Annotated in this window: 15 protein-coding genes; 12 read left to right on the top strand and 3 right to left on the bottom strand. The window is 60.0% G+C overall.

The genetic code is table 11. The features are described 5' to 3' along the window. Window positions 1-71: 71 nt before the first annotated feature. From NT137_08460 to NT137_08445, 4 genes are all read left to right on the top strand, one after another. Entirely contained in the window at window positions 72-791 is a 720-nt protein-coding gene (locus tag NT137_08460) for a hypothetical protein (GenBank protein ID MCX6653362.1), read from the top strand. Then, entirely contained in the window at window positions 791-1,357 is a 567-nt protein-coding gene (locus tag NT137_08455; protein MCX6653361.1) for a hypothetical protein, read from the top strand. The genes NT137_08460 and NT137_08455 overlap by 1 nt, the downstream gene beginning before the upstream one ends. A gap of 166 nt (window positions 1,358-1,523) precedes the next feature. Continuing rightward, window positions 1,524-1,955: a type IV pilin N-terminal domain-containing protein gene (locus tag NT137_08450; GenBank protein ID MCX6653360.1), complete on the top strand. Its 432-nt coding sequence runs from the start codon at window positions 1,524-1,526 to the stop codon at window positions 1,953-1,955. A gap of 140 nt (window positions 1,956-2,095) precedes the next feature. Beyond that, entirely contained in the window at window positions 2,096-2,335 is a 240-nt protein-coding gene (locus NT137_08445) for a hypothetical protein (GenBank protein ID MCX6653359.1), read from the top strand. Between the two features lie 20 nt (window positions 2,336-2,355). Here the strand turns inward: NT137_08445 and NT137_08440 are convergent, their stop codons facing one another. Then, window positions 2,356-2,853 carry an RDD family protein gene (locus tag NT137_08440; GenBank protein MCX6653358.1) on the bottom strand — a complete coding sequence of 166 codons (498 nt, stop codon included), beginning with the start codon at window positions 2,851-2,853 and terminating at the stop codon, window positions 2,356-2,358. A 202-nt stretch (window positions 2,854-3,055) separates the two neighbouring features. Between NT137_08440 and NT137_08435 the strand changes: the two genes are divergently transcribed. The 6 genes from NT137_08435 (at window position 3,056) to NT137_08410 (ending at window position 8,990) form a co-directional block, all read left to right on the top strand. Further along, window positions 3,056-3,388, top strand: a complete 333-nt coding sequence (locus tag NT137_08435) for a hypothetical protein (GenBank protein MCX6653357.1) — start codon at window positions 3,056-3,058, stop codon at window positions 3,386-3,388. Next, window positions 3,331-3,885, top strand: coding sequence for an arsenate reductase ArsC (locus tag NT137_08430; protein ID MCX6653356.1), 555 nt, complete (start codon window positions 3,331-3,333; stop codon window positions 3,883-3,885). Before NT137_08435 ends, NT137_08430 begins: the two co-directional genes overlap by 58 nt. Continuing rightward, a complete protein-coding gene (locus NT137_08425) occupies window positions 3,882-4,418 on the top strand; it encodes a DUF367 family protein (protein MCX6653355.1) in 537 nt (178 codons plus the stop codon). Before NT137_08430 ends, NT137_08425 begins: the two co-directional genes overlap by 4 nt. 141 nt (window positions 4,419-4,559) lie before the next feature. Then, window positions 4,560-7,673 (top strand): ATP-binding protein, encoded by a 3,114-nt coding sequence (locus NT137_08420; GenBank protein ID MCX6653354.1) that lies wholly within the window; start codon window positions 4,560-4,562, stop codon window positions 7,671-7,673. Beyond that, on the top strand, window positions 7,670-7,963 hold the full coding sequence (locus NT137_08415) for a DUF424 family protein (GenBank protein ID MCX6653353.1): 294 nt from the start codon (window positions 7,670-7,672) through the stop codon (window positions 7,961-7,963). Before NT137_08420 ends, NT137_08415 begins: the two co-directional genes overlap by 4 nt. 1 nt (window position 7,964) lies before the next feature. Further along, on the top strand, window positions 7,965-8,990 hold the full coding sequence (locus tag NT137_08410) for an NMD3-related protein (protein MCX6653352.1): 1,026 nt from the start codon (window positions 7,965-7,967) through the stop codon (window positions 8,988-8,990). Here NT137_08410 and NT137_08405 read toward each other — a convergent pair whose 3' ends face one another. After that, entirely contained in the window at window positions 8,991-9,740 is a 750-nt protein-coding gene (locus NT137_08405) for a molybdopterin-binding protein (GenBank protein MCX6653351.1), read from the bottom strand. 102 nt (window positions 9,741-9,842) lie between these two features. Between NT137_08405 and NT137_08400 the strand changes: the two genes are divergently transcribed. Together NT137_08400 and NT137_08395 are read left to right on the top strand one after the other, a co-directional pair. Then, the gene (locus tag NT137_08400; protein MCX6653350.1) at window positions 9,843-10,712 is read left to right on the top strand and encodes a fumarate hydratase; all 870 of its coding nucleotides are present in this window, start codon (window positions 9,843-9,845) and stop codon (window positions 10,710-10,712) included. Window positions 10,713-10,726: 14 nt separating this feature from the next. Further along, window positions 10,727-11,305, top strand: coding sequence for a FumA C-terminus/TtdB family hydratase beta subunit (locus NT137_08395; protein MCX6653349.1), 579 nt, complete (start codon window positions 10,727-10,729; stop codon window positions 11,303-11,305). Here the strand turns inward: NT137_08395 and NT137_08390 are convergent. Then, window positions 11,294-12,361, bottom strand: coding sequence for a carboxypeptidase-like regulatory domain-containing protein (locus tag NT137_08390; protein MCX6653348.1), 1,068 nt, complete (start codon window positions 12,359-12,361; stop codon window positions 11,294-11,296). The two genes, NT137_08395 and NT137_08390, sit on opposite strands and share 12 nt — an antisense overlap. Between the last annotated feature and the right edge of the window lie 177 nt (window positions 12,362-12,538).

Here is a 12,538-nt window from a genome sequence, read left to right as displayed (position 1 = left end):
GCTTGAGGCTAATAATCCTTTCCGGGGGGCACTGCAAACCCTAATAATCCTTCCGTCGCATGACTCCGGCGATGGCCACTAGCGCGCAGCGAGGTAGATGCGTCACCGGCATCGATGGATTGGACAACGTCCTTGGCGGGGGCATCCCCACCTCCAATATCGTGCTGGTGACCGGCCCGTCGGGCACGGGCAAGACCACCCTGGCAATGGAGTTCCTGGCCCGAGGAGCGGTCCATGGTGAGACCGGGGTCATGGTGACCACGCAGGAAGGCCAGGAGAAGCTGCTCTCCAACATCCCGCCGCTGGATTTCTTGAAAGAGGCGATGTTCAAGAAGGGCACGATCACCATCCTGGAGCTGGCGGAGGTCCTGAGGTCAGCTGGAGTCTCGCCCACGCAGATGGACGAGGCGGCGGTGGACAAGCTGGTGGGGGCGTTGGGAAAGGTGGTATCCACCGCCAAGGTCACGCGCCTGGTCATCGATACCGTGGACACGATCCTCACGGACGTGAAGGACGAGGCGCTGGATGCCATCCTCCTCACCCGTCTGAGCGAGGTGCTGTACAAGGAAGGCTGCACCGCCATGCTGGTCTCCAGCCGAGGAACCTCCGGCATGCTGGCAGCGGTGTCGGACGGCATCGTGCTACTGGGCAACCTGGACCGGAAGGGGGACCTGCTGCGCACCATGCAAGTGGTGAAGATGAAAGGCACCAGTCACTCTCGGGCCAGGTACGTGATCGATCTTACGTCGTACGGTGTACTCGTGACCCCGTTGTTGAAAGGAGGGAGCTGATGGCCGAAGAGCTGCATGCGCAAGTGGCCGCGAAACTGGAGGAGATCGGCCCCTCGGTGGCGGTGGCGCTGGAGCTGAAGGTCGACAACTATTTCGATGTGATACGCGGGCTGGTGGACGACTTCAGCGCCCGCAAAGGTCTGTGCTGCTTCTACATCACTGCCTCGGTCCCATCATCCACGCTATCCAATGCCCTCGTGGCGCTGGAGGTGGATACCAAGGACGTTCGCTTCGTGGACTGCATCTCCCACACGCTCATGGGCAAGATAGAGCCAGGGGAGAGAGTGGCGCACGTCGAGAGCCCGAGCATGCTGGAGTACGTGGTGCTGAAGGTAGAGTATTTCGCCCGTCAGAACGAGGGAAAGAAGGCACTGGTGATCATCGATTCCGTGAACTCCTTCGCCGTCCACAACGACATCAAGATGCTCTCGGAGTTCTTCACCGTGCTCCTCAACTCCCTCAAGGTCAGGGAGGCATATCCGGTGGTGCTTTCTCTGCCCGACTCCCTGAAGCCGGAGGTCAAGGAGATGCTGGCACTGGTGTGCGACTACACTTTGACGATTTGATCTGGTGTTCGTAGGGCCTGGCTTGTCCCAGCGGCGACGATTTCAAGGCTCCAGATATCGTCGCGAGCCGTTGCCGGAATGATTCTGGGATAGCAATATTTATAAAAGGCAACAGACAAATGACCTTCTTACTGTAGGGTATCTCCCTACGTTAGGAGACTGAACAATGAAGAAAACCTGGAAACTGAGAAAGAACGCCGAGGCAGTGTCCCCGGTCATCGCCACCATCCTCATGGTCGCAATAACCGTGGTGTTGGCAGCGGTGCTCTACGTCATGGTCATGGGCTTCAGCCAGGGAGGCGGAGCCAACACGCCATCGGTGGCCATGAGCAAGACTGCGACAAGCACGGCGAACCAATATAGGATATCCCTGGTATCCATCACATCCACGACGGTCAAGCCCACGGACATCACGATCATCATGACCCCCTCCACGGGCGTCACGATCGGCTCATGGGTCTTATCAACGGGCACGAACCTGGGAGCAGGCGACTACTTCAATGTGACTGGCACGACGCCATCCATCAGCTACACAATCATGTTGAGGTATATCCCCACTAGCAACTCGATGGGTACCCTGACCTTCACCGCCGCGTAGGCGATGGCAGGTTCCCTGGAGCAAACCCTTTCTGGGGGGCGATCCCCCACTATCTGATTTTTCTCTGACCTTGTTGAGCAACCGCTGACTCAGATGGAAGGCAATCTTATTATCAACTCAGTGCCCTGAAGAGGTCGCTGATGACCGAGAGTCTCCGTTCGAAGGTGCCAGATTCCCAGGTTCGTGAAGAGATCATCCGAGCCCTCAAGGACCGGGAAATGACCACCAAGGAGATACAACGGGCGTTGGGTCCAGTGGTCGGACAGTGCCCAGATGAGATCGCCCGTGAGCTGGCCAGGATGCGTCGTCAAGGGCTGATCAAGGGCGAGGTTTCGCAGGAGAAAGGCGGCTGGGTATGGTGGGCGGAGAAGAAAGACTGAGAGCGGTCCTCGCCCGAGGTTCATTCGTGCGCAGGGTTGGCGTCCGAGGTCTGTGCTTCCTGCAACTTCTTCCTCTTGAATTTCACAGTGGACGGCTGGTAGCAGACCACGGTCGTATTCGCCACGTGGTCCGACCAGCGCTGCCTCGGATCGCCTTCCATGCCGAGGCCCGCGAAGATATCGAAGGGAAGGAAGGCATACCAGAAGACCTTGGGCACGCTCCTCACCACCGCCTGATGGAACCGTCCCTTATCGCCCATGGATACCACCCGTAGATGAAGCAGCTTTTTCCCGATGGTCTGCCCGAACCAGCCTTCCAGGATCGCCGAGTACAGGAACCAGCCCACGCCCGAGAAGATGCCGGCCAGCAACACGCTCGTCGCCGAGCTCACGTTCACCAACGCCAAGGAGATTGGCACCGCCACGATCGTCGCATCGATCATTCCGGCGACGATCCGTCTGAGCCAGTGCCTTCGAAAGTCTCCGCTCTGCTGCAATAGATCATATCCAGTAGGCATCCCATCCACCGGGCCGTATATGGGGCATTGGCAAAATAAACCTTGTCCCGAAGGACGCCACTCAGCTCGCCCGTCTGTCATCACCCATCAGAGCTGGGTTTGTCATCATGGTGGCATGGCACGTTAGCGAGCAATGGACCGATAAACCTAGCGGGTCCGGGAACGGGTTTATCATGGAGCGTGCCTTACCAAGAAAGAGAACATGGAAGGCGAGCAGGGGTCGAAGAGGCGGACGAGGCTTAAGACGACATTCCTCATCGCCTATATCGTAATCATAGCAGTGGCGGCGTTCCTGCTGCTTCCCACCTACTGGTATCTGTGGCTCATCATCACTCTCATCGGACTGTTTCGCATCGCTTCGTGGTACATGCCGCGAACGACCTACCTATGCTCCAACTGCGGGAAGGAGTTCATTGCCAGACGCGGCTCGTCGCTTCGGCCCGCCGCCGATCTCTATAGCGGCACCACCAAGACCAAATGCCCGAAGTGCGGCAGCACGTCCTGGACCAAGGTCACCAGAAGGGGGAGCAAGTGACGAAGAGGGAACCGCTCCGGCCGATCCACTCCAAGGACAGAACGAGGCTGATGTGGAAGCCGCCTAAGACCGATGGCGAAAGGAAGAAAGTGCTATTCATCTGCACCCACAACTCCATCCGCTCGCAAATGGCGGAAGGCTTCTTGAACCACCTCTACAGCGATCGATACGAAGCCTTCAGCGCCGGAACGAGGCCAGACAAGGTCCATCCTTTGGTGATCGATGTCATGGCGGAGGTTGGCGTGGACATCTCCCGGCAGCGCTCCAAGAACATCGAAGAGATGCTCGACCATTACTTCGATATGGTGGTCACAGTCTGCGACTCCGCACGTGAAAATTGCCCCCTCTACCCCGGTGGAACGGAGCTCATCCACCACGACTTCGAAGATCCGGCCAGCCATGATGGCCCATTAGAAGAAAGGGTCGAGGGGTTCCGCCGAGTCCGGGACGAGATACGTGCCTGGATAATGCAACGTTTCGGAGAGCGAGCCAAATGATCCCCATCTTCGTGTACGACCAGAACGAGTGCGATCCCAAGAAGTGCACCGCCAAGAAGATGCTGCGCTTCAAGCTGGCCCAGCCCCTCTCATCGTTCAAGAGCATTCCCCGAGGGAGCGTGGTCCTCAACCCCATGGCGGAGAAAGCCCTTTCCCGGGAGGACACCTCCAAGGCGAGACATTTCGGCCTGGTGGTCATGGACCTCTCCTGGAACCGGATCGAAGGTTTCCCTCCCATCCGCGAAGGCGCATTCTCCAGGGCGCTCCCCTTTCTGCTGGCCGCCAATCCGGTCAATTGGGGCAGGCCGCTGAGGCTCACCAGCGCGGAAGCCGTGGCCGCCGCCTTGTATATCATGGGGGAGAAGGAGCAGGCGCGGCTGGTCATGGGCAAGTTCTCCTGGGGGGAGCAGTTCCTGCGTTTGAACGCCGAGCCACTGGAGCGTTACAGCGAAGTTGAGACGAGCGCGGAGGTGGTCAAGATCCAATTAGACTACGTTCAGCCCCAAGAGGAATCAGGGCGCGAACGCCAGTAGGTGGCGGACCAGGGTAAACGACCGAGGGTATGCCAGATGATGCGACCAGGTAACACTTCGCCAACGCCCACCTATCCCTTTTTTATGAGGGAAGCGCATATTGGAAGCCCCGCCGCTAGCTGCGGGCCGAGGTGACCGCTTTTGCCGTCCGACTACACCGATGAGGACCTTATCGCCAAGTGGGAAGAGTTCTTCGAGACCAGCGGGCAGAGGGTCAAGGTGATCGAGGTCGCCGACCTCTACCCAGAGCAGCGGAGCGTCTTCATCCCCTACGCGGAACTGGACATGTTCGACCCGGACATGGCCGATTACCTATTGCATCATCCCCTCAAAGCCCTCCTGCTCGGAAAGCAGGCGGTACGCAAGATCGTGCCTCCTGGCCGGGAGAAGGTGGAAGTGAACCTGCGCCTGACCGGCCTGCCCAAGGACAGCAAGGTCGAGATCCGAAATATCAGAGCGGACCACCTGGGCAAGCTGATCGCGGTCGAAGGGCTGGCAAGGAAGGCCACCGAGGTACGGCCAAAGATCACGGACGCCTTCTTCCAGTGCGCTCGATGCGGCTTCGTTATCCGAGAGCCGCAGGAGGGCATGTACTTCAAGGAGCCGCTGGAGTGCTATCGAGATCAAGGCGGCTGTGGAAAGACGACCTCCTCGACCAAGTTCAAGCTGCTCTCCGAGGACTCCAAATACGTAGATACGCAGAAGATCGAGATCCAGGAGAATCCGGAGGGACTGAGGGGAGGGGCGCAGCCCGAGAGGCTCACCGGCTACATCGAGGACGATCTGGCCGGTGCTATCTCGCCCGGGGACAGGGTCATCCTCAACGGCGTCGTGCGCTCGGTGCAGAAAGGCGCCGTGCAGAAGTCCACCCTCTTCGATATCAACCTGGACATTCTCTCCGTGGAGTTCAAGACCCAGGAGTACGAAGAGGTGGCGATCGGCGAGGAGGACGAGCTGGAGATACTGCGGGTCTCGCGCGACCCCGAGCTCTTCAAGCGCTTCATCGCCTCCATATCGCCGACCATCTACGGCTATGACAAGGAGAAAGAGGCCCTCGCCTTGCAGCTTTTCGGTGGAGTGCACAAATCCCTGGACGATGGCACGAAGATCAGGGGGGACATCCACGTCCTGCTGGTCGGCGATCCAGGCGTGGCCAAGTGCGTGACCGGGGAAGCCCAGGTAATGTTGGCCGACTGCTCATCCCGGCCGATAAGGGACATTGTCGAAGAAGGCCTGGCCCAAGGCCCGGTGGAGAAGGTGGACGATGGAGTGCACGCGCCTATCGAACTGAAGGTCATGGCCTTCTCCAGCCGGGGCGCCATCGAGCCTGCGAAGGCGGTTCGAGTTTGGAAGCGCACCGCTCCGAAGAAGATGCTCCAGATCACCACGACAGGCGGAAGGAAGCTATGCGTCACGCCCACGCACCCCCTGTTCGTGCAGAACGGACCTCGTATTCAGTTCCGGCCTGCCTCACTCATCTACGAAGGGCAGCATATCGCCATTGCCACCGGTGGAGGGGAGTGCGGTCCGGACGAGACCCATGGCCTGAAGCGCGGCCTCGACTGGGACCAGATGGCGAAGAAGGAGGAGGTCGACGCCCCCGAGCCATATGTATACGATCTTGAGGTCGAGGGAGTGCACAACCTCGTCACCAACGAGATCATCTCTCACAATTCCCAGATCCTTCGCTACATGGCGGAGATGGCGCCGCGGGGAATATACGCCTCCGGCAAATCCTCATCCGCTGCGGGCCTGTGCGTGCATCCCGAGACCAAGATCATCGTCGACGGCAAGCCGATCGAGATAGGCAGGTTCGTGGAAACGAAGCTTCGTAAGCCGAAGGAGATCAAGCCGGGCATGTGGTCGGAGGCGTGCAACGGGCACGTGGTGGATTCGGTTTGGGGGGGTGCGACCGAGCCTCGAACGCTCAAGTCCATATGGCGAATAAACACCCCTTCATTTCTTGTGGAACTCGTGGCGGCCAGTGGGCAAAGGATCACCCTGACACCGGAGACAAGGGTCAAGGCGCGCCGCTTCGGCATGGCGGATGCATTCTCCCGTTCCTCGGACCTGATGCCGGGGGACGAGGTGCTGCTGCGAAGCGAGGGCGGACTAGAATGGATGAGGCTGCAGGAGAAGCATGAGATGCGGGAGAACCTGCCGAGCTACGTCTACGACCTGACGGTCGAGGGGTCGCATACCTTCGTCGCCAACGATTTCATAGTGCACAACACCGCCGCGGCGGTCAAGGACGAGTTCGGCGAGGGCCGGTGGACGTTGGAAGCGGGCGCGCTCGTGCTGGCTGACCAGGGCCTTGCCAGTATCGACGAGCTCGATAAGATGACCGATCAGGACCGGAGCGCCATGCACGAGGCGATGGAGAGCCAGTCCGTCTCAGTGGCCAAGGCCGGCATCACCGCCCGGCTGCAATGCCGCTGCTCCATCCTCGGTGCCGCCAATCCAAAGTACGGGCGATTCGAGGAATCGCAGTTCGTCGCCGACCAGATAGATCTTCCTCCAGCGCTGATGTCCCGTTTCGATCTTATCTTCGCAATGACAGACAAGCCCCAGGCCGACAAGGACGCCAGGATCACCAAACACATCCTGGGCGTGCACCGCCGGGGCGAGATCCTCCGCAGAGACGACCTCTCGGACGTCGAGGCCTCGGAGCTGGAGAGGATGCTCAAGGAGACGGAGTCCCTGGAGCCCTGGTTCTCCAAGGAGTTCTTCCGCAAATATGTCGCTTACTCAAAACGCATCATACCCATCCTCAGCGACGACGCCATCAAGCTCATCAGCGAGAACTACCTGCGGATACGCAAGCAGGGAGAGGGCGAAGGAAAATCCGTTCCTATTACGGCTAGACAGCTTGAAGCGTACGTCAGATTGGCAGAGGCCAGCGCCCGGGCAAGGCTGAGCAAGGCCGTCACCTTGGACGATGCTCAGAGAGCGGTGCAGATCGTGGAATACTACCTGGGCAAGATCGCGGGCGAGGATGGCATGCTGGACTACGACATCATCGCCACTGGCATCTCCCGGTCGCAGCGGGAGCAGATCGTGGTGATACGGGAGCTGATCAAACACAACGCGGACCGAGAGAAGGGCATCAGCATCGAGATGCTCATCCAGCTGGCCGATGGCGACGGCGTTCCGGAGGAAAGGGTAAGGACCCTGCTCAAGCGCCTTCTGGACAATGGAGAAGTGTTCCAGCCCTCGGGCGGGTACTACAAGCTGGCCTCCGAGGTGGGCGAATGATCACCGTGCGCATGTACCGTCGCGGGGGAGAGGTCGTGGTGGCGGCGTGCGACAAGGACCTGGTGGGACGGTGTCTCAGGGAAGGCGAGCTGCGTTTGGACGTTTGCTCCTCTTTCTACGAGGGCGAGGATGCGGACGAAGAGATATTGGTCAACCGTCTGAGCATGGCCACCATCGCCAACCTGGTCGGCCAGAGGACCATAGGCATCGCTTCCAAGCATAGGTTGATTGATGAAGAGTGTGTGATCACGATCCAAGGCGTGCCCCACGTCCAGATGGTGAGGATGTAAGATGTTCTGCGTCCGCTGCGGGCGTGAAGGCTCCACCTATGAGAGCCTGTGCGTCGAGTGCTTCCTGAAGAACAATCGGTTCACTTCTGTTCCAGATCACGTGGATCTCTTCCGGTGCGCCTACTGCGAGGAGTACCTCATCGAAGGCAAGTGGCGCAAGTTCGCCTCGCTGCCGGAGGCCATCCGGGACGCGGTCAAGCGCTCCATCGAAACGAAGAGGGGAGCGGACCTGACCCAGGTGAAAATGAAGATCGAGGAAGCGGACGCCAAGAACTTCCATGTGCACATGCTCTCCACGATCGAGTACAGCGACCTGAAGCTGGAGGAGGAGGCGCAGACCACCGTCCGCCTGAAAGGCACGGTCTGTCCGCGCTGCAGCAAGATGGTCGGCAACTACTACGAGAGCATCATCCAGGTCCGTGGCCGAGAGCGGAAGCTGACGGAGAAGCAGAAGCAGCACCTGCTGGGGGAGATCACCTCCCGGGTGGAGGAGGCCCAGAACGACAACCGGGAGATGTTCATCAGCAAGCTGCAGGAAGTGCCCGGTGGTCTGGACGCCTACCTCTCCTCCATCTCCTTGGGGAAGAGCATCGCTAAGACGCTGGCGGAGAAGCTCGGGGCGGAGGTCAAGGAATCTTCGACCCTGGTAACGCAGAAGGAGGGGAGGGACGTCTATCGCGTCACCTACCTGGTCAGGCTGCCGGCCTACATGAGGGGCGAGGTCGTTCTTCACAAGGCGAAGCCGCACTTGGTCATGGCCATTACCTCCACCAGCACCAAGTTGTTGGACCTGAAGACGCACGAGCCGGTGAACGTGGGCAACATGGAATTGCACGAAGTGAAGGTCATCGGCAAGATCGAGGACATACACGAGGCGGTGGTATTGGTAGACTCCAAGCGCGAGGTGCAGATAATGCATCCCCGGACCTTCGCCACCGTGGAGGTGCGCAAGCCGCAGCACTTCGAGGTGAGCGGGGAGACGGTGCGGGTTTTCGTTCACGAGGAGGACGTCTACCTAGTGCCGTGATCAGTCCAGGAACTCATCTTCCTTCTCTTGCACCAGTTCGAGGAAGAGTTCCGCTGCTCTCTCCACCTCTTCCCTTCTTCCTTTGATGACCACCACATTCCCCTTTTCCCTCCAATCCTCCTTGGGCAGGGAAGCGATCCGCACCTGGAACGCCCTCACCAGCTGCTGGAACAGCGGCTCCATGGTCGTTTCCCGCAGCTTGATGCAGAGCTCGCGCTCCACCAGGCCTTCGGAGACGATGCAAGCGAGGACGTGCAGCTCGAACATCACCATCATCTCCTTCGGGAACCCAGGCAGGCAGAGGATGCGCATTTCCCCCGCCAGCGCATCGATGCCGCAGGCCGCCCCGACCGGATTTTGGAGGGCCTTCGACCCTTTGGGCACTTTGGCCATGAGCAACGCTTGTTCACTGGCTTTGGGGCGGCGTCCATGCATCCTTCGCAGCGACCCCTCCAACCAGGTCTGGGCTTCCGGATCGATCTCCAGGTCCGTCCCCAGGTACTTTGCCAGGGCGTGCCTGGTCACGTCATCCAACGTCGGGCCGAGTCCGCCCGTCACGACCAGTAGCTCCGTTCCCCGAGCACCCGCGGATTCGATCTCAGCGACGATGGCATCCAGGTCGTCCGCGACCACCGTTATCTGGGAGAGGTAGGCTCCCCTGGCACGGACGGTCTTGATCATTTCCACCGGATAGGGATCGACCTCACCGGTCAGCAATTCGTCGCCGATAAGCATCAGCTCGATGCGCATGCCTCTCCCTCTTCAGAAGCGCCCTACGCCGGAATAACACCATCGTCGTCGTCCGGCAGAGCGTTCTACTTATGAACCCACGGCAATATTGGTCCCGGGAACATGAGGACCACCAAGCTGGTGGAGGACGTGACCGTCAACCTTCTGCGGATGGCGGTGACCTCCTTGCCCGAGGACGTGCTCACGGCGCTGCGCCTGGCGGAGAAAGAGGAGACGAGCGAGATCGCACGGATCCAGCTCCGGACGATCCTGGCGAACGTGGAGATGGCCGATCGACGCACCCTGCCCATGTGCCAAGACACCGGGTTGCCAGTGTTCTTCGTCTCCGGTCGGTGCATACCTCATCTGGAGGAAGCCGTCCGCCGGGGGGTCGCTCGGGCCACGTCCGAGATCCCTCTGAGACCGAACGCGGTGCAACCCCTGACCAGGGCGAACCCGGGCGATAATCTCGGCAAAGGAATGCCTCACATCCATTTCCATCCCTCGGACGAGGACTTCACGGAGATAACCGTCATGCCCAAAGGGGCCGGTTCGGAGAACATGAGCGCGCTCTCCATGCTCAACCCCTCCCAGGGAGCGAAGGGCATCAAGGCCTTCGTCCTGGACACGGTGGTGGCCGCGGGAGGGAAGCCTTGTCCTCCGACCATCGTCGGGGTGGGGATCGGCGGGACCGCGGACGAGGCCATGTTGTTGGCGAAGAGATCGCTGCTGAGACGGCTTGATGTGCCTAACCCAGACCCAGATCTGCGCCGCCTCGAGGAAGAGCTGAAGGACGCGCTCAACTCCACGGGCATCGGGCCGATGGGGCTGGGAGGACAGACCACGGTCCTAGGGGTACTAATCGAGGACGCGTTCACGCACACTGCCAGCCTGCCCGTGGCGATATGCCTGCAGTGCTGGGCCTCCCGGCGAGCTTCGGCCCGCATCTTCAAAGATGGCCACGTAGAATATTCCAAGGAGGGATTCCGCTGAAGCTCAGGTCGCCTTTGTCCGAGAAGGACGTTAGGCAGCTGAAATTGAGGGATACCGTCACTCTGGACGGATTGATCTTCTCCGGCCGGGATGAGGTGCACATCCGAGCCTTGGAATACGCCCGGGAAGGGCGGAAGCTGCCGTACGATCTGCATGGGGGAGTCATCTTCCATTGCGGCCCCATCATGAAAAAGGTCAACGGCCACTGGAACGTGGTGGCGGCCGGCCCGACCACAAGCTCGCGCATGAACACCATGGAGCCAGAGTTCATCGAGAGGTTCGGCATCCGGGCCATCATCGGGAAGGGAGGGATGTCCCAGGCCACGGTGGACGCCATGGTCAAGTTCGGTTGCGTCTACCTGGCGTTCACTGGAGGGGCGGCGGTCTTGGGCGCGGAAGGCATCGCCGAGGTCAAAGGCGTGGAGTGGCTGGACCTGGGGATGCCCGAGGCCATGTGGGAGCTAGCCGTGAAGGGGTTCGGTCCCATGACCGTGGCCATCGATGCCCATGGCAACAGCCTCTACAAGGAGGTCGATGCCCAGGTGACGAAGAACGTTGCCGTGGCGAAGAAGAAGCTGGGCCTACTTTGTTGACCCATCGTCCTTCCCTTTCGGCTCCTTCTTTTCTGGTTTTGAAGCCTCATCCTCTTCGAAGGCCAGCAGTTTCGGGTTCTTGGCCCCCTTGCTCCGAATGAAGAGCGCCACGATCGTCATGAGGATGGCGAAGACCAGGCCGACCACCATCAACGAGTGCGTCAGGTCCAGGTCGCCTATGAAACCCCTCAGCCCCTCGACCGGCGCCAGCTGCATGGAAAGGTCCAGACGTTGTTCGCGGTTCGGAGCCACGGAGATAAGTACGATACGTTCCTGCAATCCTGCCTTGCTGAACTGCAGCACGTAATCGCCAGTGATGACATTGTTGAGCGAATAGTTGCCATTGGCATCGGTCTGGGCTTCCTTCACAGTTTGCGAGCCGGACAGGAGGACGACCTTCACGCCCTCCTCGGGGTTCCCGCCGAGCGACACCCGGCCGAAGACCAGGCTGAACTGCGGTTGGAGGGTGAACGCGATCTCGACGGACGAGCCGCGAGCGACATCCACCGGTTTGGAGTAGTAGCTGTCGTTATAGCCGGTCTTTGACGCCTTGGCCACATAGGCACCTGGCTGTACGCCGTTGATGATGAAGGCGCCGAATGGGTTCGTGCTTGTGGCAACATAGTCCTTGGCGCCGCTCAGGGTGATGGTCACGCCTCCTAGGGCGACCTCCCCGGATGTGACATGCCCCAAGACCTGGCCGAGTACTTCGCTCAGGGTGAATTCCAGGCCGGTCACGTTCCCTGGCCCGACGAGCACGTTGTGGTATGTCACATTGGCAGTGCGGTTGACCATGGCTGCCGAGAGATTGTAGGTCCCCGCGGGCAGGGAGATATTGTAGTTCCCGGTGGCATTGGTCAACGCATAGTAGTTGAAGTGGGTGGTGACGTCGGTGGCGGTAATGTTGACGCTGGCCAGGGGCACGCCGGTCTCGTTGACCGCTGACCCACCGATGAAGAATGGATCGAGCGGCCCTGCAGCCTCGGCTGGCGATGCAGGAAGAACGCTCAGCAGCATCAGCAGGAGCGCGATGATCACGATAGCGGGTCGCTTCAAGTCAAGCACCGCATTAGGCTGGAAGGGGATAAGAACCTTTCTCGCCACCTCCAGGACGATCGTCCTCGGTCGACCGTGTCCCTCGGCTAAAATAAGCGGATCGTTCTTGACGAAAGGAGTTCACGAGTATTCGAACGCACCCTCTCAAAGAATGAATGCCAGAGGTCCCTCGCCCGG

The organism is Methanomassiliicoccales archaeon, assembly GCA_026394375.1.
Taxonomy (GTDB): domain Archaea; phylum Thermoplasmatota; class Thermoplasmata; order Methanomassiliicoccales; family UBA472; genus JAJRAL01.
Note: the sequence above shows the minus strand (reverse complement) of the source record. Positions and strands in the feature narration are given on the sequence as shown.

What these genes read in the sequence shown, in the direction of transcription:
- NT137_08460 (MCX6653362.1), top strand. Translation starts at nt 72, where the DNA reads ATGGCCACTAGCGCGCAGCGAGGTAGATGCGTCACCGGCATCGATGGA.
- NT137_08455 (MCX6653361.1), top strand. Translation starts at nt 791, where the DNA reads ATGGCCGAAGAGCTGCATGCGCAAGTGGCCGCGAAACTGGAGGAGATC.
- NT137_08450 (MCX6653360.1), top strand. Translation starts at nt 1,524, where the DNA reads ATGAAGAAAACCTGGAAACTGAGAAAGAACGCCGAGGCAGTGTCCCCG.
- NT137_08445 (MCX6653359.1), top strand. Translation starts at nt 2,096, where the DNA reads ATGACCGAGAGTCTCCGTTCGAAGGTGCCAGATTCCCAGGTTCGTGAA.
- NT137_08440 (MCX6653358.1), bottom strand. Translation starts at nt 2,853, where the DNA reads ATGCCTACTGGATATGATCTATTGCAGCAGAGCGGAGACTTTCGAAGG.
- NT137_08435 (MCX6653357.1), top strand. Translation starts at nt 3,056, where the DNA reads ATGGAAGGCGAGCAGGGGTCGAAGAGGCGGACGAGGCTTAAGACGACA.
- NT137_08430 (MCX6653356.1), top strand. Translation starts at nt 3,331, where the DNA reads ATGCCCGAAGTGCGGCAGCACGTCCTGGACCAAGGTCACCAGAAGGGG.
- NT137_08425 (MCX6653355.1), top strand. Translation starts at nt 3,882, where the DNA reads ATGATCCCCATCTTCGTGTACGACCAGAACGAGTGCGATCCCAAGAAG.
- NT137_08415 (MCX6653353.1), top strand. Translation starts at nt 7,670, where the DNA reads ATGATCACCGTGCGCATGTACCGTCGCGGGGGAGAGGTCGTGGTGGCG.
- NT137_08410 (MCX6653352.1), top strand. Translation starts at nt 7,965, where the DNA reads ATGTTCTGCGTCCGCTGCGGGCGTGAAGGCTCCACCTATGAGAGCCTG.
- NT137_08405 (MCX6653351.1), bottom strand. Translation starts at nt 9,740, where the DNA reads ATGCGCATCGAGCTGATGCTTATCGGCGACGAATTGCTGACCGGTGAG.
- NT137_08400 (MCX6653350.1), top strand. Translation starts at nt 9,843, where the DNA reads ATGAGGACCACCAAGCTGGTGGAGGACGTGACCGTCAACCTTCTGCGG.